A 24,551-nucleotide genomic window follows, 5' to 3' on the forward strand; every position below is an offset into this window, starting at 1 on the left:
TATATGAATAAGCAAGAATTAGCAAATAGAATTTGAGCATCAGCTAACAATATGCGTTCAAAAATTGAAGCTAATGAATACAAGGATTACATCCTTGGATTTATCTTCTACAAATTCTTATCTGAACAAGAAGAAAAATACTTAATTTCTAAATATAACTGAAGCAAAGAAGACCTTAAATACTTAGGTGAAAATAAATATGACTTATCTTTGATTAATAACAAGGAAGAACTTGAAACATTATCAGAAGATGATCAAGCTATGATTGAAACTATTGTTGATATTCAATCAACACTTGGATACTACATTCAATATGATGATTTATTCTCAACTTGATTAAAAATGGGTAAAGACTTTGGAATTGATACAGTACATAGAGGACTAGCACGTTTTAACAGCAACATAGGTCCAAAACACAAGAAAGTATTTAATAAAATCTTTAATACACTTGAAACAGGACTTTCTAAACTAGGAGATAGTACTGGAGCACAAACTAAGGAAATTGCCTCAATTATTAACATAATTAAAGATATCCCAATGGATGATAAACAAGACTATGATGTACTTGGATTTATTTATGAATACCTAATTTCAATGTTTGCTGCTAATGCTGGTAAAAAGGCTGGTGAATTCTATACACCACATGAAGTTTCAGTATTAATGGCTGAAATTGTTTCTCACGTGCTTAGAAACAAAGAAACTATTAGTATTTATGACCCTACTTCAGGTTCAGGTTCTTTACTAATCAACATTGGTAAAAGTATGTCTAAATACATTGATAAGTCAAACATTAAATACTATGCTCAAGAGTTAAAAGATAGTACCTATAACTTAACTCGTATGAACCTTATCATGAGAGGTATTTTACCTAACAACATTGAAACAAGAAATGGTGATACTTTAAAAGAAGATTGACCATACTTCGATGAAAACAAAGTTTATGAACGTTTATATTTAGATGCAGTTGTTTCTAACCCTCCATATTCTCAACCATGAGATCCAGAAATGATGGAAAATGATCCAAGATTTGCTGAATATGGTATTGCTCCTAAATCTAAAGCTGACTATGCTTTCTTATTACACGATTTATACCACTTAAAGAGTGATGGGGTACTTACAATTGTTTTACCTCACGGAGTATTATTTAGAGGTGGAGAAGAAGAAAGAATTAGACGTAATTTAATTGAAAAAAACAATATTGATGCCATTATTGGGCTACCAGCTAATATCTTCTTTGGAACAGGTATTCCTACAATTGTTATGGTGCTTAGAAAAGATAGAGTTAATGATGATGTGCTCTTTATTGATGCATCTAAAAACTTTATTAAAGATGGTAAAAACAATAGATTGCAATCATCTGATATCAAAAAGATTGTTGACACTTATGTAGCAAGAGCTAATGTAGATAAATTCTCTCGTAAAGTTACAAGAGAAGAAATTAGACAAAATGATTTCAATCTTAACATTCCACGTTATGTAGACTCTAATGCTAAAGCAGAATCATGAGATATTTATGCTTCAATGTTTGGCGGAGTTCCAAACAGTGAATTAGAAGCATTCAATGATCTATGAAGTGCTTTCCCAACTCTTAAGGAAGAACTATTTGCACCAATTAATGATAAATATTCAGAACTTAAAAACAAAGACATTTATCAAGATATTTTTGCTAATAGAGAAGTTAAGGCTTATGAACAAGACTTTAAAGATTCTTTAAGTTCATTTGAAGCCTTCTTAAAGAAAGAACTAATTGATGGAATGATGCAAGTAAACATCCACCAAGAAGAAGACATTATTAGTAATCATCTAGCAGCTAGCTTACAAAATAAAAAATTAGTAGACTTCTATCAAGCTTACCAATTAATGGATGATGAATGAAAAGTTGTTTCTAATGATTTAGAAGTCATTCAAGCTGAAGGTTTTGATGTAATCAAAGCTATTAAACCTAAAATGGTTTCTAAGAAAGATAAAAACAATAATCCAATCGAAGTACAAGATGGTTACATGGGATACATTTTACCTTTTGAATTAATTCAAGAAGTTAAACTTCAAGACTTAAAACAACAACAAGTAGCTCTTGAACAAAAAGTACAAGACATTGATGCTAGAATTGAAGAATTAACTGGTGAAATCACTGAAGAAGATAAAGAAACTTACAGCAACTTATTTGCTGAAGATACAGGTAAATTAATTGATAAAGAGGTTAAATCAGTACTTAAAGAATTTAGCAAAGTAGCAAGCAATGATCCTGAAGGATTTGAGGCTAAAATTGTTGAAATTTCAACTCTAGGTGTAGAGAAAAAAGAAGTAGCAAAACAAAGCAAGGCACTAGCTGAGGAACTTGTAAAACAAACTATTGCTATTTATGATACTTTAAGCGATGCTGATGCTAGAGAATTAATTACTATTAAATGAGTAACTCCAGTAATTAAATCACTAGAAAGCTTACCTACAACTATTCTTGAAACTTATGCTGATAATCTTAAGAAACTTGGTGAAAAATACCAAAACACCTTAATGGATATTGAAAACGATATTAGAGAAGTTTCAAATACATTAATTTCATTAATTGATGAACTTGATGCTAATGAAGAAGACAAAAAAGGTTTAGAAGAATTCAAAAAATTATTATCAATGAATTAATAATAAGCATTTAGCCCTATGCCTAGGGCTAATTCTTTATATAATGAGGACGTTCCCAAAGAAAGGTAGATATGACTTTTGACTCAGAATTAAAATTTGAACGAGCACTAATTGAAAAACTAACCCAGAATGGGTGAGAAACTCAAGTACTCAAGAACAAAACAGAAGAAGAATTAATCCAAAACTGAGCAGATATCTTATACAAGAATAACCGTGATTCATATCGTTTAGGTAACTATCCGTTAACTAAAGGAGAAATGAATCAAATTCTAGAAAAAGTAAGATACGCTACTCCGTATCATATTAATAAGTTTGTTAATGGTAAAACTATTTCAATTATTCGTGATAATAAAGATGATCTTAATAACTATGGTAGAGAAATCAGCCTTAAAATTTATGATCGTGATGAAATTGCAGCTGGGATTTCAACTTATCAAATAGTTGAACAACCTATTTTTAGAATTGATAACCCACTTAAAAGCGATCGCAGAGGGGACTTATTACTGCTTATTAATGGAATGCCTTTAATTCATATTGAATTAAAACGTTCAGGAGTATCTCTTTCAGAAGCAACTAACCAAATTAAAAAATATAAAGCTGAACAATGCTTTACTGGTTTATTTAACATGGTACAAATTTTTGTGGCTATGACACCGGAAGAAATGGTTTACTTTGCTAACCCTGGAGATAGTGAATTTAATGAAAAATTCTTCTTCCATTATGCTGATATGAATAACGATGTAATTAATGATTGACGTAAATTATCAACCTTCTTTTTAAACATTCCAATGGCGCATGAGTTAATTGGATTTTATACAGTAGCTGAAAGTGATGGTAATGATCGCTCAACAGGAACGCTTAAAGTTATGCGTAGCTACCAAATTTATGCAGCTAGAGCAATTGCTGAACAAGTTAGAAAAATTAATCGTGAAGATAACTGAGGTAGAAAAGGGATTAAAGGTGGTTACATTTGACATACCACAGGGTCAGGAAAGACACTTACTTCCTTTAAAACAGCTCAATTAATTGCTAATTCAAAAGATGCAGATAAAGTTATTTTCCTAGTAGATAGAATTGAATTAAGTACTCAATCACTGAATGAATATCGTAACTTTGCAGAGGATCAAGAATCTGTGCAAGATACACATAATACTTATTCACTTATTTCAAAACTAAAATCTAATGCAGCTAGTGATAGCTTAATTGTAACTTCAATTCAAAAGATGAATCGGATTGATACTGAATATCGAACTGAGAAAGACTTAGAAATTATTAATAATAAACGCTTAGTCTTTATTGTAGATGAATGTCACCGGTCAACTTTTGGAGATATGTTTATCAAAATTAAGCAACTATTTAAAAATGCTATCTTCTTTGGATTTACCGGAACCCCAATTCAAGAAGAAAACATGAAGTCAAATAGTACTACAGTTGATATTTTTGGGGATGAGCTACACCGTTATACCATTGTAGATGGGATTAAAGATAAAAGTGTACTAGGATTTGATTACACACCTGTTATCACTCTAGATTATAAAGCAATTAGAAAGCAAATTGCTTTACGTGAAGCAAAAGCTAATAACGAAAGTGAAGTATTTAATAATCCAGATAAAGAAGGAGCTTTCTTATATTATAATGATCCTAAAAAATTCCCTAATGCTGGTTATATTGATTCGCTAGGCAAAAGAAAAACTGGACTAGAAGATTTAATACCAGAAGTGCAATATAAGCGCCCATGAGAAGAGGAAGCAACTAATTTAAAAACTCATAAAAATATGGTTGTTAGCGATATCTTAAAGAATTGAGAAGTGCTAAGTATGGGCAGAATTTATAGTGCCATTATGGCTGTAAGTTCTATTCCTGAAGCAATCATGTATTATCGTTTATTTAAGTTACGTATGCAAGAAAATCCGGATGGACCTCAATTAAAAATTACTTGTTTATTTGATCCTAATATCGATAACATTGATACTGAACGTTCATTATTTAAAGAAGATGGAAAAGCTGAAATCTTACAAGATTATAACGCTAACTTTGACCAATGCTTTATGGTAACTGATTGAGATAAGTTCAAAAAAGATGTTGCAAATCGTCTAGCTCACAAAGGAGCTTATATTGGAGTTGCTAAAGAGACCTCTAAGCGTCTAGATTTACTTATTGTAGTTGATCAAATGCTAACAGGATATGATTCTAAATATGTTAATACCTTATATCTAGATAAAATACTTGAATACAGTGGCCTAATTCAAGCCTTTTCAAGAACTAACCGGATTGAAACAATTCGTAAGGAATCTGGAAATATCAAACTATACAAAAAGCCTTATACCATGGTAAGAAACATTGAGGAAGCTTTTAAAGTTTACTCAGGAAATAAAGCTAGTGTAGCTTACGTTGATAAAATTGGTCAAAATATTGTTACAGTTAATATTTTATTTAAAGAAATCTCTCAAATCTTTCTAGCTGAAGGAATTCATAATTTTGAGAAAAACCCTGAATCTAAGGCAGCAAAGGCCAAATTTGCTAGTGAATTTAATAAACTATGAAGAAGAATTCAAGCAGCTACCTTACAAGGGTTTAATTGAGAAAAAGTTACTCATTATACCGAGTTTGATCCTGAAGAAGGAATGAAACCTAGACAAGTTACTTGTGATTTAGAACGTGTAACTTATGATATCTTAATGCAAAGATATAATGAATTAAAGGAACTAGCTAAAAAAGAATATGCAACAGCTGGTGAAAGTGCCTATGATGTAGATACAACCATCATAGAAATGGATGCAACTAGAATTGATAAAGATTACTTAGAAGAAAAATTTACTAAGTGAACTAAAGAGTTACAAATAAATAAAGATGCTGAATTAGTGCAAAATAAATTGCAAGAATTACAATCATCATTTGCAACCTTATCACAAGAAGAACAAAGTATTGCTAACTCATTGATTTTTGAAATTCAATCAGGTGAATTAATTATTAGCCCGGATAAAAGCTTTAGAGACTATATCAATGAAAGAAAAGTCACAACTAAAACCACCAATATACATAATTTTGCTCTTGCATTTGGACTACCAGAAGCTGAATTAAATGAATATATTAATTACGTGCCAAATGAAGAAAATTATAATGACTTTTCAAGATTTGACAAATTAGTTGAATTAGTTGATAAAGATAAAGCCAAAGCATTTTTAGAAGCTGAAAGTAATAGTGTTATTCCAGCTAGAAATCTCTTCCCTAAATTAAAATTAAGATTAAAGAACTATATTTTAGATAAAGAATATGAAATTCAAACCAAATAACTGCCTTGAGCAGTTTTTTGTATAAAAAAGCACACATGCGTGTGCCTATAAAAGTTTAATTATTTGTTTCTTTTTACTCTTCTTGCAACAAGAAGTCCAATTCCTGAGATAGCAACTAGAGCACCTAAAAGTCCCATAGCAAGTCAGAATCCTTGGCGTTGTACTGGGTAGTCAAATTTAACTGCATCTTGAGCAATTGGTGATAGTCCATAAAATTCTTTTGTATTAATCATATCATTCATGGTATTTCTATCTTGAGTAGTTAATTTAACTGCTGGAATTTGAGTGTATTTTAAGTAATTGCTTTCTTTAATGTATTTAACTAAGTTTATAACACGAGGATCTGAACTTTGTTCTTCAGCAAGTTTATTAAATTGTGCTACATTTTTGGTTTCAATTGCATTAATTAAATCAACATATAAAGTGTTTTCTTTAATTCTAGTATCATTTGCTGTATTAAATCCTGCAACATCAATTACTGAGTTAAATAAGTCTGCTAATTTAATATTTGCCTTAGTATCATCACTAAATTTAGCAATTGCTTTAGTTACATCACCATAGCTAGCTTGATATTGAACATTAGTATCAAATGTTGAATTTTCAAATTTGTTAATTTGATACATGAATTCTTGTAAATTAATGAAGGCATTATCAATTAATTTAATTGCATCCTCAAAGTCTTTATCTGAATTTGATCCTGCTAATGAAGTAAGTGCACTAGAATCAACATGTAAGTTATTTACAGCTGGTGCAACTTTTTCAGATGTTCCAAGGTCACTAATTAAAGCGTTTAGTGAGCTTGTTGATGAATCTAAACTCTTAGTTGAGTAAACAAATAGTTTGTTTACTACAGTGTTATAATCACTAGCTTTAGCAATGAATCCTAGAGTAGCTTCATATGTAGGAAGTGTTTGGAATTGTTTGTTAAATAATTCTTTAGCTTCAGGAGTAAAGATAGTTAATTTTTGTTCAAGTTCAATAACTGCTGCTTGTTTTCCATTTACAAGTGGAGTATCAGGGAATTTACTAATTTCTGCCTTAGTGTTAGCAAATTTAGTTTCAATATCTTGTAATGTGTTTAAAGCATCAACATATTTGTAATTAAAGTTAGAATTATCTGCATTTAAGAAGGCTGGAAAACCAGGGAATTGTGAATCGATTTCACTAGCTTGAGTTAAAGTCTTTTTAAGTTCTTGGTTGAGTAAGTCAATTTGTGTTTTTAAGTATTGTGTTGCATTAGCATATTGAGCAGTAGCTTTAACTTCAGCAGTAGCCTTATCCATTTCTGTTACTAAGTCAATGGTTTGAGCAAATAATGGATCAAATGTTTGAACTAGTGGAGTAATAGTTGTCTTTAGTTCTTCTAAAGCAGCATTAGCAGCTTGATTGTATTTAGCTAATTGAGTGTTGTAAGCTTCAAGAGATAAGTTAGCTACTTGTTTATTTGATTCAACAATAAAGTTAATTAAGTTATCTTGTAAGTTCTTGTCATAGTCATTAGAAGCTTTAGTTGCTGCATTTGCATATAAAGTAATAATTGCAGCTACTTTTTCAGCTAGACTAGCTAATGCTTTGTTGTCTGATGTTTTAAATGATTCTAAAGCAGCAATTTGTGAATTAGTGTTATTTACTAAGCTTGATAAATCAGCAACAGTTGGAGCTTCTTTAACAAGTGTATTTAATTCAGCATAAACTGTGTTTAATGCAGCAGCTGGTGTAGCAACAATTTTACCATCGTTTAATAATAGACCTTTTCCAAATGATATTAATGTGCTAATGTATTGAATAGCTGGATTTGCTACAGCAGCTTCAAGAGCATCATCAAGTTGCTTTCTAGCATTTGAAATTTGAATTGATGCAATAATATTTTCTTGACCAATAGTTTCAATTGCTGTATTAAGTTTGTTTAAGTCAAAAGTTAATTCTGCAGTTAGAGCACTAGTTTGAACTTCTTTTAATTCCTTGAATGCTGGATCTAAAGTTGTGGCGTTTTGTGAACTGTAAGCTCTAATAATTGCTTCATTAGTTAAAGCATCCTTAATTATTTCATATGTTCTAATACCACTTAGTTGGTTATATGCAACAAGTAGGTCTTTTAATTCTGTGTTAATAGCTTGTGCTGTTGTGGCAGCATAAGTTTTATCCACTATGCTTTGAACATAAGCTTTCTTAGTGTCGTCTAATTCGGTGAATGCTTTAGTGAATGCATCTTGTTGTTCTTTTGTTGAAAGCTTGTATTCATAGCTAGTTGTAAGAGTAGTAAATGTTGAGATTTCTTGAATCAATTTATTTAAACTGTCAATTTCAGTTTTAATTTTTTTTAGCTCATCATCACTTTTAGCACTTGAGACTTGAGTATTAAAAGCTTCTTTTTGAGCAGGTGATAATTGACTATCTGTATTTATAATATTTGTTACTTCATCTTTACTTGCTTGTAAAGGATCTACATTATCTCCTTGAGCACTAACTGTCTCATTAGTAGTGTTTGCAGAGATAGCAATAACAGGTAAGCAAATTCCACTAGTCGCAATTACACTAGATAGAATTAATTTATATTTTCGATTGTTCATATTAGAATTTTCCTTTCATATAACTTAATTATAGTAATTTATTACTTTAATATAGGTGAAATGGTGTAAAAATGTGGAAATTATCATTTTGTTCCACATTTTGTAAGTTTAAAAAGTTTAATTCTTTAGCATAAAGGTTTAAAAGTTGAAAAAAACATCTTTTAGGTGACAATAATTTAGCCCTAAAAGATGTTTTATAAAATTGATTTAAATATTATTTCAGCTTCTAATTTTGCTTCTTTTACTATAAGAGATAAATTTTTGAATAAATTCTTCATCATAGCAGCATAGTATTGAAACTAACATGCTATTGTCTAAATTACTGCATGTTTTAATAACTGTGTAATATGACATTCTTTTAAGCAAGCCTTCTTTTAATGGAACTCCAAGAAATAAGAAAATAAATGTGGGGAAAATATTAGCAAAGCACATAGCTGTATGAAAAACAATTTTCTTAACTGAGTGAAATCCCTCATCAGTTCCAATAGAAGGCAGTGATAATATGTTAACAAATCCAAAAATTGAACCAAAGATAAGAGAAATAATTGATCACTTAAATAAAGCATCAAATAAATTAGATATAAAATGAATTGTTTTGATTTGAATTGAAAGTTTCTTTTGATATCTTCTCAAAAAGCTTGATAAAAGACTTTTACTTGCTTTATTAAAAATATCTCAAGGGTACTTACAATATTGCTGTGTTCAGGTTTTTGAAACTATGTAGGCATAAAAATTGTCGAATTCTGCCTTGATTTGGTCATCAGTTTTTGGCAAGTCGCTATATATTTGACTTAATTGGCTAGAGTGCTGAAAAGAAAAGTTGATTCTAGACTTGATAGTCATTTGGACACCATATCATAGGTCTTCATGTACAATTGGACTATTTGGTATAGGGTTTGAATATTTACGTATATAAGCAATGTATTTAAATAGATAAATAAAACTTTGGAAATAGTAAAAAATTGTAATTGGATTAAAAGCAAAAATTAGCAAGTATAATGGATTAAAATGATAAATTCAATAAATTCCTATTAGCGTAAAAGCAAATGAAGATGCTAATGCATTATTAAATGAAGCAGCAGCATTGTATTTATATAGTGGTTTATCCTTGAATTTTGCTTTTAACATTATCTATTAAACCTTGTAAATTACTATCATTCTTATTCATTATATGTCCAAATAAAATACTTTCACCAAGACCTACAACACTATTTATAAGATCAAATGTGGAAATAAATGAAGAAATAGGGTTTGCAATAGAAGTTATTTTCAATGTCATTTCTTTAGCTGCTATTTTTTCAGAGATAGATGAAATAGAATTCTTTGTTAAATTAAAACTAGACTGAACATTTTTCGTAAATTTTTTGGCTAAATTGGTGGCAGCATTCTTTAATGTTCCGCCTAGGGCTTTTAATGAATATTGAATTGCATCACTATCAATTAATAAAGACATACCGGTACCTAATGTAAAAATACCTATATTATACGCATCTGAAACAATAGTTTTCATCATACTATCAGATTCTTTTGTCTCGAAAATTCAACATAAAATATCTTTAACGCGTTCTATTTCTTCTTTAGTTGGTGCAACCGAAACAGCTTTTGTAATTTTTGAGAGGATGACATATTCATCTGATTTTATATAGTCATCATACAATTTGATAGTATCTTTTAATTTAAAATATGACATTCAGCTTAAAACATTTATGGACGCCATAACACCCGATTGTAAATATGCTGTCGCTGCTTGCAGTGCTAAGCTGCCTCCAGTAAAGAAAGAAGCAACGGTTAATGAAATTGCTAGTGCAAATTCTGCAGCAGCTAATCCAGATGCTATAACATTTGTTCTATATAAAGCACTGCTATATCAATTTAAGACTTCTCAACTAAATTGAACAGAATCGTTAAATTTTTCGATTTCTTTACAATAATATCAGTCATCACCCAACTTAAATTCTGCTTTCTTAATTGCGTCTTTTTTTTGTTCAATAGTAAGATTATTGTATGTATCATCCTTCAGTTGTTCTTTAGCTTCTGCTTCAGTAATGGACATTCTGTTGTCGATTTTCCCATTTGCGAGAACCTCCCCACGGTGAAAGTTAAAATATATTTCATCCGGATTAAAAGGTATTGCTTTTCTTGTCTTAAAGTTATTTTGATCAACGGTATACAATTCATTCATTTTTTTGAAGTTGTTATATATTTCGTTATTACTATTAACTTCATTAAGCTTATTAATAAGTTCTTGATCATTAATTTTGCTAGTTAGGTTAGAAATATGAGTATTAATAGTTTCTGGATTATATTGATTTTCCTCTATTCTCATTGCCTCTAATGCTGTTCTAGCGATAAAATCTTCACTTGTTATTCCTAATTTTTGAAAATCAATTTCTGAAATATTTATTAATTTACTTACTTGTTCAATTTTTTCTTTTAAAAAGTATTTCTCATCTTCAGTTATTGAATAATTTTTAAAATAATTTATTAGTTCTTCATTTTGACTTTTTGCAAGCTCATATGGCTTGGCCTTATTTATTTTATCCACTTCAATATTCACAATAGCTGGTGTAGTTGGAGTTGGATTTGGCATAATATTGGAAGATAAAGTACTTGCTAGATTTATAATTTCTGTTGTTTTTAGTTTCATTTTTCCTCTTTCAAAAAAGATAGCATATTTGCAACAGCAAAATGTGCTATCTTAAAAGTAATAATTATTTATTATTTAAAGCTAATTGTGTTAATGTTTTAACCATTACACCTGTTGGACGTGAAGCAATATCAGCTGTTCCAGCAACGTCTAAGTGAATGTATTCAACATCTTCTGTGAATTCTTTTAAGAACATAGCAGCTGATGATGATCCACCACCAATTCCACTTAAATCTGTGTTCTTTAAGTCAGCAACAACTGAGTTTCTAATTTCTTTAGCAAAAGCTTCATCTAAAGGCATTCTTCATACAAGTTCGTTTGATTCTTTAGCAGCTGTAGAAAGTTCTTCTCAAGCTTTTTCACTTGTAGCTCAAACTCCTGTATATGTTTGTCCTAAAGCAACTAAGATTGCACCTGTTAATGTAGCAACGTCAACTAATCTTGTTGCTCCTAATTTTCTAACACCATATGTTAACCCGTCAGCCATTACTAAACGACCTTCAGCATCTGTGTTGTTGATTTCAACAGTTTTACCATTCATACTTGTTCATACTGAGTCAGGCAATGAAGCATCTCCATTAACTCTGTTATCTGTAATACACATTACAGCAGCTACGTTTGCTTTTGGTTTTAATTGTGCAATAGCTTTTAAAGCTGAGGCAACAAATACTGAACCTGACATGTCGTATTTCATTCCAAGCATGTTTCTTCCAGTTTTGATGTTGTATCCACCAGAGTCAAATGTGATTCCTTTACCAACATAAACTGTTTTTTCTTTTGAATCAGGATTTCCGTTGTATTCAATTACAACTACACGTGGTTCGTAAACACTTCCACGGTTAACTGAAAGTAATAATCCCATTTTGTTTTCTTCAATAGCTTTTTTGTCTAATACTGTAACTTTTAAGTTATCGTATTTAGCTAAATCAGCAACAACTTGGTCTGCTAATCATTCTGAGTTACAGATGTTTGGAGGTGTAACTTGTAAGTTTCTTGCAAAATTAACAGCTTCTGATAAGATGATAGCTTTGTCTAATTCTGCTTTGTATTCAGCTTCATTTGCATTTGAAAGTAATGAAACAGCAAATTTTTCATCTTTCTTTCCTGTTTTAGCTGAGTAAATGTCAGCATTTACATAGTTGTAAGCTTCAACGAATGCTTTAACAACTAAAGCTAATGTTAAGTTTCCTTTAACAAAGCTTGCTAAATCGATTTGGTATTCTCTAGCTTGTGAAGCAAAGAACCCTTTAGCAAAGGCATATAATGATTCATATTTGAATTTATCACCTTCACCTAAATATACTAAAGCTTCGTTTTTATCAAAGTAATCTGTAACAACATTGTTTTTTTCAACAAGTGTTTTATCGTATGAATCACCTTTGAAAACAGCTTTTAATAACATTGCATTATTTCTTGTTTTGTCAACGTTTTTAATAAACATAATTTTCTCCTTCTAATTTGTATTTAACTAAGTAGTTATATTTTACCCTTTTTAATTAAAGTGGTAGTTATTTATTTTTATTTAAACTTGATCCTTCTTAATGTATCTATGTTTTATTATTAAAGCAATTTGAATAGCATTAATTGAGAAGAAAAATACTTGTGCACAGACACCAATGATATTGGCTGCTGATGCATCAGCATTAGTATTAATAGATCATCAAACAAGTCAGCAAGTACATAGGACTTGGCTAATTGAAAACATTGGTAGAGAAAGATTTTTAACATCTTTAGTCTTAAATGTTTCAATAATTTGTGGCATAACTGCAAAAGCAATTAAGAATGGTGCTAAGAATGAAAGAATTGCTTCAAAAATAGGTGATTTTACATGAACAAAACTAAATACAATAGCAATAATTATGTAAAAAGCACATCACATTGCTAAATTTAAACTAAATTGAGCTCAGTGATCTAATTTTAATTTTCCAATTCTAATGACATTCTTACTAAAAGCAAAATAAATGCTCATTAGTAGCACATTAGCAAAATAAACAGCACCACCTGAAATAATAATTGCTAAGTATGTAGGATTATTTCATCCCATAATTGAGTAGCATAATGATCCAGTTTGTGAAACCATAATGCTAAAAACAGAAAAGCCATCAACGTGTTTAGTTCTTATTAATTTGTAACTTCCAAATAATACTGGTAAACAAGCAAAGAAGCCTAAAATAATACTAAATATGGTCATTATTTTTGACTTAATAAAGCATATTCGACTAAAGTAGCCACTAAGCAACCTTGTGGTTCACCTTGAACGTCAGCTGTTCCAGCAACGTCACAGTGAATAAAGTCGATATCTTTAGTAAATTCTTTTAAAAACATAGCAGCTTGTGAAGAATCTACACGAACTGTTTGTGATCATGATGCTAAATCAGCAACTTTTGATCCTTTATTTCCTTTATTGTAATCTTCATGAAGAGGCATTCTTCATACTTTTTCTTGTGCATTTGCTGCAGCTTGAGCAAATAGGCTGTATTTATCATCATTAGTTGATCAAATACCTGAATATGTATTTCCAAGTGCAACTAGAATTGAACCAGTTAAAGTAGCAACATCAATAATTGTTGAAGGTTTAATTCTATCTGCTGCATAGAAAATTCCATCAGCAAGTACTAAACGCCCTTCAGCATCAGTATCAACTACTTCAACTCATTTTCCACTCATTGATTGGTAAACGTTTTCTGGTAATGAAGCATCTGCATTAATTCTGTTGTCTGTAATGCACATAATTGCTGAAGCATTAACTTTAGCTTTCATTTGTGCAAGTGCTTTAACTGCATAAGCTGCAATTACAGAACCTGACATATCGTATTTCATACCTTCCATGTGGTATCCTTTAGTGTTAACACCTCCGGTGTCAAATGTAATACCTTTACCAACAATAGCCACGTGGTCTTTTTTATTCATTTTGTTACCTTTGTATGTAACAATAACTACACGAGCTTCATGAGTACTTCCTTTGTTAACTGAAAGAAGTAATCCCATGTTTAATTCTTCAATTTCTTTTTTAGTTAACACTTGAACTTCTAAGTTAGCAATTCCACTAAAATCAGAAGCAATAGCAGCAGCTAATTGTTCTGAGTTTAAGAAGTTTTCTGGCATGATTTGTAAGTTTCTTGTGTCATTTACTGCTTTAGCAATGATTTCAAGTTTCTTAATTTCTTCACCATATTGAGCTTGAGATCTGTTTAAGAATAAAGAAAGTGTATTAGTTTCTTTTTCTTCTTTTTCAATAGTTTTCTTAAATAATTTAGCTGATCCAAATGCAACTTTAGAATAAATTCCTCTTAAAGTAGCATCGTAAGAAATTTTTCCTTCTAGTACAAAGCTTTCAACATCAATATCATATGAATAGTTAATGCTTTCTGGTAATTGTTTAAAGAAAGCTAATAATTCATCTAATGTTTGGTGTTTAACATCAAAATATACATAAGCTTCATTTGCTTGTAAATTATTTGTAATTCTTCCTTGTTTTTTAGCAACTCATTGAGGGAAGTTTTGACCTTCAAAAGCAGCTTTTAAGCGTAGGCTTGAACCTGGCTTATCATAATTAATTTTTAACATTTTCTTTCCTTTCTTCAAGATATTTATTAATTGTCATTGAAGCACATTCACGATATGCACGAATTAAGCCTCCAGCTCCGAGCTTTATCCCACCAAAATACCGAACCACTACCACTAGTACGTTAGATATTCCTTTTAAAGTTATTAGATCATAAATAGGTCTACCTGCAGTATTTTTAGGTTCACCATCATCGCTAAATCCAGCTGATTCAGCTCCATTTTGATTAATTAAATAAGCATGGCAAACATGGCGAGCTTTCTTGTGTTCTTTTCTTAATTGAGCAATAATATCTTTAACTTCATCCTTTGATGTTAAAGGTATTAAATAACCAATAAATGTGGACTTTTTAACAATTAATTCTTCTGTAATCATAATTTAGTTTAATTATAAAGCATTATTTAATATATATCGTGAAAAGTGCAAGAAAAATCTAGCTAACTTTTGTTTGTTAACTAGATTTTTACCCCTATGTTCTAGGGATTATTGTATATTTCATGATTCAGTTACTTTATCATAAGGAATTTTTAAAGCATATTTTCAAGCAAATCCAATTCCAGGTGTAATTAAGAATCCTACAATGAAAATAACTAAGTTTAAAAGCACTATAATTGCAACACTATTCCCTTTATAGAAAAGAGGATGTTTGAAGTTTAAGAAATCATAGACAACTAGAGCTAATTGTTTATAAAGATCTGGACCTGGATTTTTAACTTCTAAAGCATCTAGTACAGGTTGCCCTAAGAAAAATAAGAATAGAGCAAAGAACCAGTAAGCCACTAGCACAATGCTAGAAAGTCAAATGGTAGTTTTGGTAACTTGAATGTTTTTGCGATTTAAGATCACAAAAATAAAGCAAATTAATGGATTTAGAAAGTGCACAATTGCGCTATTAATAAATCTTTGAGCTTGGAAGTACTTTATGCTAACTGGAAAAATTAATGTTCAAAAGACAACAAATGTAATTGTAATATAGGTGTTAACTAAAAATAAAGCTCTTTGTGCAATTCAACTTTTTGGATAAATGGCAAAAAGTATTAGTCCAATTCCAATAGCTAGGTTACTAATCCAAGTAAATGTTCCAGTTATTGCTCAAAAACTTGGCAATACTGCTGGAACAGCTTTTTCTGCTACTAGTTTAGCTTTTTCTTCAGGGCTAAATTTATCAATTATGCTAACAATATCATTTGCTGTAATTGCTCATCTTCATAAAGTTGCAATAAAGATTAAAATCAAAATAGCAATTCCGGCAAATAATGTTGCTTTTCTTAGTTTAGTTCACTGATGAAATGTTGATTTTTTTATTTCAATTGTTTTCTGCATGGGAAAATTATATCCAATTATTTTAAAATTAGGAGATTTGTTACTTACACGGTTAGTAATTAAATTAAAAACTATTTTTCGTGTTATCAAGAAGATTATTAACAAATTTTATTTATATGAACAATTAAATTGTAGTTTTATTTTCTGATAAGTCTGAAAATTAATATAGTTTATAAAATAATTTTTTAATTATATTTTTTAGATTTTTAAGGAGCTTATTTGCTCTTTTTTATAATTTCTTTTAATATAATTGAGTAATTTTTATTTTTTTTCGATAGATTATATTTACTTTTAATTGTTGTTACAACCTTATATAAAATGTGAGTAAATTCTTTAGACTTTTAACCATTCTGTAAAATTTTGCAATGCACCTATAATGATATTTAAAAAGTCTTTTATAACAAAATGTTGATATTCAGTAATTTATCTTTTTATTTGGATATGTAATGTGTTTGCTATTAATAGAGGAAATCATTTCAGTATTTGGGCTATATCTAAATTTTGCTAAAGTGTAAAAAACATTATTAAATATGATTTATTATTCTATGTAACTGGTACATAAAAATGATAAGTGTGTTCAAAACATGAATAAGATAATTTTATAGTTGAATCCAATTTGAAATCACATTACATTATGATTAGGGTTAAAAGGGAGGCAGTTATATTTAGTTTTTTATAAAAAGCATTTTTTCTTTACTTTACACACTAAAAAACATATTTAACTTATAAAAAGCATAAAAAATATTGCTAAATTCCCCTAAAAAATAACAAGTAATTATAAAAAAATGAATTTTCTGAAACGCCTTCCATAGTAATTTAATAAATAGGTCTTCCATGCTAGAATAATTTATGGAGGACAAATGAAACTTAAAACATTATCTATTATAAATTTATTAAATGGACCAGCAACAATAGGAAATTCTGTTGCTCCTACGCCAAATATATCTGTATTACATTCGGATTTAGAGAATGATAATACTATTAAAACACCTGAGGGTGATGCGCTTTTATCGCAAAATGAACTAGAATCTTTAAAAAATATTTCACAGTACATGGCTAACACTACCAATGCCACTATTAAAAAACTTTCTGAAAAAATGTCAGATACTAAAATATCAGCAAAGAAATTTGTTGAGTCTATATCGGATACTGACAAAAATGATATATATAACTTATATATCGAAGGAATAAAGCAATCTGATTTAAGCAGTGATAAGAAAAAAGAAATTTTATCAAAATTAGAATCTAATAAAGATGAATTCCAAAAAAAATTTGTTCAAAATGCTAAAGAACAATTTATTTCTTATAAAAAAGAATTAAAGAAGGCGAAAAAAGAATCGCAATATAAAAATACAGTAACGAAGATAGAGAGAATTCAAACCACTGATAATCCGAGTTGAGCTATTAACGATGATGGAAGCATTAATTCTAAATTAGTGGTAAAAGAATATTATGATTTAAAACGAAAGGTAAATTTAGTAAACGAACAAATTAAGCCATTAAATGAAAATATTCAGACTTTAGAAATAATTAATGCTACATTAGTATCTTCTATGATTGTAATTTCAGCAACAGCAGCTGGATTATATATTGCTTCATTTTTTTGCCCACCATGTCTTCTAGCAGCAACTGCTTTAACAGCTGTTGGAGCGATTTTGAGTGTAATATCAATATCCATAACCAATAGAATTAACACTTTAAATGATGAATATAATAAATTAAACTCTTTAATAACAACATTTAATTCCTCAATTAGTATTTCAATTGTATCAATGATAACTGCATTTCCTACATTGCTAAAGAAATCTACAGATATAATTAAAAATGCAAATCTTCTCATTGATGCTGGTGAAGACGCATTATTTGGCACACAAGTTTTAGGTGCTGGGGCTGCTTTACTAAAAGCGGGTATTGATTCTTATAAGTTGTATGAAATTTCAAAAGAAATTATTATGTATCAAAATCATATGAAGGAACTTGACAAATTACTTTTTGATTTTTCATCTAATCTTTCAAAAATAGAAAAAGTTGAATGAGTTGTGGTTGATGAAACACCTCTTGATAAAAAATATGATGAAGGAGGAATTGGCGGAAAAAACACTGTTTTTAAGAACTTAAAAACAGGTGAAGTAAAAACATTGGATCAAATGTTAAAAATGAGTAAAATTCAATTATATTCATATGGGTTGATTAAAGTACACAGTCAAACTAGAGGGTGATATATTAAGAAACTGCCTAATAAAATAAAAGAAGATAATTTAGGTTAGATATGATTATTACATTAATATATATTTTGCATATGATTTTTCAGCCTAAAACAATGGCACAAGTAATACAAAAACAAGATACAAATATTGATTATTACATTTCGAAAAAAATCAAAATTCAAGATTTTTACTTTCAAGATATTTTGACTTACTGGATTAAGTTTAACAAGACTTTAAAATACTTAATGACCTATAGCATAGTCTTATTTGTTCCAAGCTTTATTTTAGCAATTTGCTTTATAGCTATTGATAAGCAAACTAGTACATTATTTTTTATCGGTATAGCGCTTTTACTGGTAGCGGGTTTGTCATTCTTGTCAACAATTTATGCTTTGATCTATATTAGACAGAGTAATTCTTTTATAAATAGCTTCCAAGAATGACAAATGGCAAATAGTAAGTTTGCAGACGAAAACTTAATTGAAAATATGTTGCAACCGGATGCACTTGAAAAATATCATCAAGTCTCAGTTTGCTCAGGTAGACACAAATTTATTGTTGTGTCTGACAAAAATCTGGACAAAATTCAAGATGAAAAGCAACCAGTTAACATCTCTATTGTTAATAAAGTCTGATTCAAAAGTACTAAGCCAGCAAAAATCAAAGATAAGAAAATACATGCATATAGCTTAATGGTACTGGCTAATGCACATAATTTATACATTGATGGATATAAAGCTAATATTAATATGCTAGCTTATGATTATTTAAAATTTGTGTTAAATAAGGATGTTAAATTATCTTCTAAGCAAGCAAATAATCATTTAGAAATTCCTGATATGGACTTTTAAGAAAATTCTTAATTTCTCTTAGATTAATGGTATTATATATAAGCATACAGCTGACAGCTGCAGAAATGTAGAGGAAAGTCCGTGCTAGCACCATCTGCGATGATGGTAGTGATTGCGCTTGGCCCAATAAGCCCTGGATACAAGCAATTGTAGACGACTAGTGCCACAGAGACGAGAGAAATGAAACGGGTAAACTCCGCAAGCTAGAAACTCAAATTTTGGTAGAGGAACTCAAGCTAAGAAATGAATAAAACTTGGGAATATCGTATGATATTAGATAAATTGTCAGCACCGTACAATTTTGTGCGGAACAGAACACGGCTTATGATGCAAAACACTCAATTTTTTTGAGTGTTTTTTAATCATTTTTTCTGGATTGTATTAAAATAATGCATATTTAAAGAAAAAGGATATTTATGAAAGAAAAAACCCCTCTCCAGAAGATCAAAATTGCACTACTAGCAATTGGCAGTTTTATAATTGCTTTAGTTGTAATTTTACTTTCTGCATTTAAATTTTCTCACCCATTTAAGCCTGCGTTTTATAACTATAAGTCTTATATGTCAAAAACTAATATTGACAAAATCCAAAAAGACTTTACTTATAAAACTTTTGATGAAATCAATGAATTCACCAATGCTTTAGTTAACAATAAAGCTATTGCTGGAATTGGAAGCGACTTCCAAGCAATTGATTTAATTAAAAAAGGTCACATTAAGAAAATTGATTTCAAAAAATTATTCAAAAGTGTAGATCATGCTAACTTTGATGAAGCATTGCTTAATAAATTAGGTGATACAGAGTTTTTAGCTAATGTACTAAAAGAAATTTATTCACCAATTGTTTTTAATCACCTTGCTTCTTATGATGATGAATTAACTACTGACATTCATGGCAAAAAACTAGCTAATCCAGTCCACTTATGAGAATACTTTATTCCTTATTATGCTCAAGATGGAATGATTGCTTACAATAAGTCCAAAGCTATCAATGGTAAAGAAATTAATGCTCAAAACTTACAAGCCAATGCTGTAGCCTTAAGCAATCAATATCAAACTACTATTGAGCCATATTCATTATTAAATGAGCTTAATTTAATTTCAAAAAGTGGCTATGGAAATTACATCATTACTGATGCAATTCGTACCAATATGTTATATGCTTCAGGTTATGACTTTCAAAATAATAAATTAACCTTACAGCCTTTTACTGGGACTTCTACAGAACAAAATTATAAGAACCAAATTGTACAATTTGGAAATGTTATTCAAGCAGCTACTTCATATCCAGTAAGTAATTCACGTTACATTACTCTTGACGGAGATGGGCAAAATATTGTAGCTAGATTACTTGACCCAAGTAATAAACAAACTGACAGCGGGATTGTTTATAATGGTGATATGCTAGATATGTATTATTCAGACAATAATTATGATACAGTACCAAATGGAACTGTTGAAGGCTTAAAAATAGGTCAAAATGTCTTACTAGTTGATGGAATAGTGGTTAGAAATGATATTGACTCTAACTATGAAAGTAAACTATATAAAACATTGAATGAAAGTGTGCTGCAAAATATAACTTGACGTTTTTCAAAAGCTAATAATACTTTTGACTTAAATCAAGCTTATAAAAAATACAGCTTAAAAATTTATCAAGATTACTTAGATTCAGTGCTTAAGCCTATATTTAAAGATATTGCTAAATATGCTTCAGTTGAAAAAAGATTAATTGATTTATATAATCAAACTTTAGATGATATTAGTAAACTCAGTTTATATGATCAATTTGTTACTGATGAATTGTTAAGCGATAACTTAATTAAGCAAAACTTTATCTTATATTCAGATAAATTATTTAAAACTAAAGATACTAGTCACCTTAAAGAATTGATTGTTAACTTAATTAACCATGTGGATTTAGCAAATGAACAATTTGCTCCAGTGGTAGCTGATAAGTATGCTAACTTAAATAACTTTGACTTTATCAACTATACACCAACTGCTTATTTAGACTACTTATTTATCAAACGTAATTACTTTATTCAAGACAATCAAGTAGACCGAAAAGCACTAGCAATATATGAAATTGAAGATAAAAATGGAATTCAACACTTCTCAATCAAAGGTGTTTCTGAAGAATTACTATCACAAATTAGTACCTTTTACTTTACACAATACAAAGGCTAGAAATCTGCTCACATCTGTGAGCTTTTTTCTGCCTTAATGATAAAATTAAAATATGAATGCAGCTATATTAGAAAAACTCAAGGCTAAAGTGAAAAATGTACCTAATACACCAGGGGTTTATTTATGGAAAGATCACTTTGAGCAAGTAATTTATGTCGGAAAAGCTAAAGCTTTAAACAAGCGTCTAAATCAATACTTAAAAGGAACAATTAATTCATATAAGACTCCAAAAATGCTAGAGGAAATCTTTGATTTTGAAATCTTCCTTTGTAGTAGTGAAAAAGATGCTTTGGCCCTAGAAACAAACTATATTAAGCAATATAAGCCAGCTTATAATATTGATTTAACTGATGATAAACGTTACCCATATTTAGCTTTACAAATCAAAAAGAATAATGAATTAGTAATCTCATCAGCCTATCGCTTTGATAAATATCAAAAAGATAGCTTTTACTTTGGACCATTTCCAACGAATAGTAATTTTCGTGATTTATTAAATATCTTAGAACGTAATTTTACTTATGAAAATGGACTAAAAATCAAAGAGTTTACTTATACTAGCTCAAAAGCAAAGTTTGATCAAATTATTAATATCTTAAAATTTAAGGATAATAGCTTTATTGATAAGCTACAAGAAAAAATGCAAGCTGCTGCAAACAATTATAACTATGAGCTAGCGATGGAATATCGAGATGCTATCAGTGTGCTAGAGAATATTAAAATCACTCAAATTGCTGAATTGCAAAACTATAATGATATTGATGTCTTTTCATTCATTCCACATGAAAATGTAGTTGCTGTACAAAAAGTCTTTTATCGTTCTGGTATTCAAATTCAACATGCACATAGCTTTTATTGATCTGATATTTTACTGGAAGATTTTATTGTCCAATATCTTGAAACATATTATAAAAACAATAAACTGCCTGATAAAATACTTTTATCTCACGCATATAGTGATATTGAGTTTAATAATCCTAAAATTAGTTCTCGAATTACTTTCCCAATGCAAGGTATATTGCAAAAAATTCTACTTCTAGCTAATGAAAATAATGAAGAAAACATTAAGTTAAACTATGATGAATGATATCGCAAGAATGCTAACTTATTAAATGCTTGAGCTGAATTAGAAACAGTGCTAAATCAAGGCAATAAGATTTCTTCGATCTTTATTTTTGATAACTCGCATTTTGGCCTAAGTGCTCCTGTGGGAGTAGTGACTTGTTGAGAAAATGCCTCTGCTATAGATGCAAAAAGTTCTAAATTTGATCACAGTGAGCAACTAGCCATTATGGATAAGAAATCTGATGTGCAACTAATGTATTTAACTGTTGCTAAATTTATAGCCCAAAAAAGTTTTATGCTTAATAACAGTACTATTTTTATAGTCGATGGAGCTATAATGCAAATTAATGAAGCTTTATATGCTCTCAAAGAACAGGATATCAATAACATTCAAGTCTACGGGCTAGTAAAAGATGACAATCACAGAACAAGAAACTTAATTAACTCTAAGAATGAAGTTTTAGACATTAGTAAGAATGCTTATAACTTACTTTCTAATATGCAATATAGTGTTGATCGTTATGCTAAAAATGTAATGAGCAGATCTTTTGGTTTAAAAGCAAGAAGCAATGATTTAACTAAGATTAAAGGCATAGGCCCTCAAAGTGAAAAAGCATTATTAAAACACTTTAAAACTTATCAAGCAATTAAAAATGCCTCACTTGAAGAATTAACTAAAGTAATAGGGGCAAGTAAGGCTAAAATTATTATCGAACAATATAAGGCAAAATAGTCTTATATTTTTTTCTGCATTTTGGCTTATAGATTTTTGAGATAAAAAAATTCTTTTATGCCTATGATTTAGGGCTTTTGGGATTTGTTTTTTTTTTTTTTTGAAAAAATAATATTGTAGGAATTTTTAGCCTACAGAAAGGAGGCAAATTATGTTTAATAATAATGATCAAAAATCAAATCAAAAGAACTCAAATAATACAAATATGAGTCACAATAATAAAGATTACAAAAATGTTAACAACAATAGATCTAATCAATTAAATCCAAATAACAAGAAAACAAAATAGTGAAAGGAATAAGTATTGAAACATAGAAATTACATAGAATACTTTTTTGTTTTTTGCTTATCTCTTTCAGTATTTCTTTTTTCGATATACGATTTAAACACAGATACTTTTATATGAAATAATATAGTTACTTCTTTACAGAGATTTTATATCAGCATGATAATGGTATCTGGACTAAGTGGCATACTTGCCACTTATTTATTCTACCGAAGAATTATTTATGCTTATCCTATAGCTATATTAAATGCCATTGCATATGGCATATTTGCATGGTCGTTAGATTTATTTATTGATGTTATTATTTATTCTCTAATTCTTCCGGCTATTTTTATCTACTTTTGAATTGTAACTTCTTTTAAATTTAAAATCAGATCATATAAACTAGAATTGAGATGAATTTTGATTCTTGCTTTAGTCTTTATAATAATGTTTATAGTATTTTATTTTTCAACTAAAGGAATAACAAAATTCCTACAAGTTTCATTTAAAAAAGAAATTATAGAATTTGGCTCGAATTTCAAATATAAGAATGAAAGCTATGTATTAGTTACTTTAACAAATACGATATTAATTATTGCAGTAGTAATGATGCTAAGAGGTTTTTCTGAGGTTTGATTAATATGACAGATAAAAAATATTTTATCTATAGTTTTTTATTCAGGAATTGCACTTACAAACTGAAGTGTTGTAATAATAAATATTTGTTATATGTGTTTATCAATCTATATTTTTATAAGGAGCTCTCAAATGAAGAAAGTATATATTGCAATTACTGGCCCGGGATGTGTTGGTAAAAGTACAGCTTTAAATTCAGAACAATTTAGTAAGCTTATTGAGGATAATAAGTTTTATATGTTTCAAGAGCGTGACTATAAAAGTAACGATAATGACTACATCCTAGCATTAAAAGGCAAAAAATCATTTTGACAGTCTCAAAAGTTCTTTTTTAAAACACAGCAAGATGATATAGAAAGAGGAATGCTAATGGATCAAAATATTATTTTTGATAGACATATGCTGGATTCTTTTATCTATCCAGAAGTTCAAATTAAAAATGCTTTGTATACAGAAAAAGAAATTAAGCAGTGGCATAGTTTAAAAAGAAAAATGCTCAATTTTCTAAAGCAAAAGCCCAAACTTGATTTGCTTATTATTGTAACTAGTTCATCATTTGACAAA

The 24,551-nt window shown here is 29.3% G+C and carries 16 protein-coding genes and 1 other RNA gene; 9 read left to right on the forward strand and 8 right to left on the reverse strand.

The genetic code is table 4. The features are described from left to right. The first annotated feature begins 3 nt into the window (after positions 1 to 3). Both ACNQ2T_RS00980 and ACNQ2T_RS00985 read left to right on the forward strand, forming a co-directional pair. A complete protein-coding gene (locus tag ACNQ2T_RS00980; protein ID WP_418035770.1) occupies positions 4 to 2,640 on the forward strand; it encodes a type I restriction-modification system subunit M in 2,637 nt (878 codons plus the stop codon). Positions 2,641 to 2,711: 71 nt separating this feature from the next. Continuing rightward, positions 2,712 to 5,933 (forward strand): type I restriction endonuclease subunit R, encoded by a 3,222-nt coding sequence (locus tag ACNQ2T_RS00985; RefSeq protein WP_418035771.1) that lies wholly within the window; start codon positions 2,712 to 2,714, stop codon positions 5,931 to 5,933. A gap of 59 nt (positions 5,934 to 5,992) precedes the next feature. On the opposite strand, the gene ACNQ2T_RS00990 is transcribed toward ACNQ2T_RS00985, so the two are convergent. The 8 genes from ACNQ2T_RS00990 to ACNQ2T_RS01025 all read right to left on the reverse strand — a co-directional run bounded on the left by ACNQ2T_RS00990 (position 5,993) and on the right by ACNQ2T_RS01025 (position 16,038). Further along, positions 5,993 to 8,503 carry a hypothetical protein gene (locus ACNQ2T_RS00990; protein ID WP_418035772.1) on the reverse strand — a complete coding sequence of 837 codons (2,511 nt, stop codon included), beginning with the start codon at positions 8,501 to 8,503 and terminating at the stop codon, positions 5,993 to 5,995. A gap of 207 nt (positions 8,504 to 8,710) precedes the next feature. After that, positions 8,711 to 9,631 (reverse strand): hypothetical protein, encoded by a 921-nt coding sequence (locus tag ACNQ2T_RS00995; protein ID WP_418035773.1) that lies wholly within the window; start codon positions 9,629 to 9,631, stop codon positions 8,711 to 8,713. Then, positions 9,606 to 11,150 (reverse strand): hypothetical protein, encoded by a 1,545-nt coding sequence (locus tag ACNQ2T_RS01000; protein WP_418035774.1) that lies wholly within the window; start codon positions 11,148 to 11,150, stop codon positions 9,606 to 9,608. The genes ACNQ2T_RS00995 and ACNQ2T_RS01000 overlap by 26 nt, the downstream gene beginning before the upstream one ends. Positions 11,151 to 11,214: 64 nt before the next feature. Continuing rightward, entirely contained in the window at positions 11,215 to 12,591 is a 1,377-nt protein-coding gene (locus ACNQ2T_RS01005; RefSeq protein WP_418006418.1) for a M17 family metallopeptidase, read from the reverse strand. An 81-nt stretch (positions 12,592 to 12,672) separates the two neighbouring features. Then, the gene (locus ACNQ2T_RS01010; protein ID WP_416755688.1) at positions 12,673 to 13,341 is read right to left on the reverse strand and encodes a PQ-loop domain-containing transporter; all 669 of its coding nucleotides are present in this window, start codon (positions 13,339 to 13,341) and stop codon (positions 12,673 to 12,675) included. Next, a complete protein-coding gene (locus ACNQ2T_RS01015) occupies positions 13,341 to 14,717 on the reverse strand; it encodes a M17 family metallopeptidase (protein ID WP_418035775.1) in 1,377 nt (458 codons plus the stop codon). The genes ACNQ2T_RS01010 and ACNQ2T_RS01015 overlap by 1 nt, the downstream gene beginning before the upstream one ends. After that, positions 14,704 to 15,090, reverse strand: a complete 387-nt coding sequence (locus ACNQ2T_RS01020; protein ID WP_416755690.1) for an IMPACT family protein — start codon at positions 15,088 to 15,090, stop codon at positions 14,704 to 14,706. The genes ACNQ2T_RS01015 and ACNQ2T_RS01020 overlap by 14 nt, the downstream gene beginning before the upstream one ends. A gap of 108 nt (positions 15,091 to 15,198) precedes the next feature. Further along, positions 15,199 to 16,038 carry an MAGa3780 family membrane protein gene (locus ACNQ2T_RS01025; protein ID WP_418035776.1) on the reverse strand — a complete coding sequence of 280 codons (840 nt, stop codon included), beginning with the start codon at positions 16,036 to 16,038 and terminating at the stop codon, positions 15,199 to 15,201. Positions 16,039 to 16,898: 860 nt separating this feature from the next. Here ACNQ2T_RS01025 and ACNQ2T_RS01030 point away from each other — a divergent pair. From ACNQ2T_RS01030 to ACNQ2T_RS01060, 7 genes are all read left to right on the forward strand, one after another. After that, positions 16,899 to 18,305: a hypothetical protein gene (locus tag ACNQ2T_RS01030; RefSeq protein ID WP_418035777.1), complete on the forward strand. Its 1,407-nt coding sequence runs from the start codon at positions 16,899 to 16,901 to the stop codon at positions 18,303 to 18,305. 53 nt (positions 18,306 to 18,358) lie between these two features. Further along, on the forward strand, positions 18,359 to 19,096 hold the full coding sequence (locus ACNQ2T_RS01035) for a hypothetical protein (RefSeq protein ID WP_418006419.1): 738 nt from the start codon (positions 18,359 to 18,361) through the stop codon (positions 19,094 to 19,096). A gap of 42 nt (positions 19,097 to 19,138) precedes the next feature. Then, positions 19,139 to 19,426: RNase P RNA component class B (gene rnpB / locus ACNQ2T_RS01040), an RNA gene on the forward strand. Positions 19,427 to 19,512: 86 nt separating this feature from the next. Then, a complete protein-coding gene (locus ACNQ2T_RS01045) occupies positions 19,513 to 21,285 on the forward strand; it encodes a type 2 periplasmic-binding domain-containing protein (protein ID WP_418035778.1) in 1,773 nt (590 codons plus the stop codon). A 52-nt stretch (positions 21,286 to 21,337) separates the two neighbouring features. After that, positions 21,338 to 23,083 (forward strand): excinuclease ABC subunit UvrC, encoded by a 1,746-nt coding sequence (uvrC, locus tag ACNQ2T_RS01050; protein ID WP_418035779.1) that lies wholly within the window; start codon positions 21,338 to 21,340, stop codon positions 23,081 to 23,083. Positions 23,084 to 23,234: 151 nt separating this feature from the next. Next, positions 23,235 to 23,372: a hypothetical protein gene (locus ACNQ2T_RS01055; RefSeq protein ID WP_416755696.1), complete on the forward strand. Its 138-nt coding sequence runs from the start codon at positions 23,235 to 23,237 to the stop codon at positions 23,370 to 23,372. Between the two features lie 162 nt (positions 23,373 to 23,534). Beyond that, a partial coding sequence (locus tag ACNQ2T_RS01060) for a nicotinamide mononucleotide transporter (RefSeq protein WP_418035780.1) occupies positions 23,535 to 24,551 on the forward strand: 1,017 nt, incomplete at its 3' end.

The organism is Mycoplasma haliaeeti (genome assembly GCF_048284645.1).
GTDB lineage: Bacteria > Bacillota_I > Bacilli_A > Mycoplasmatales > Metamycoplasmataceae > Mycoplasmopsis.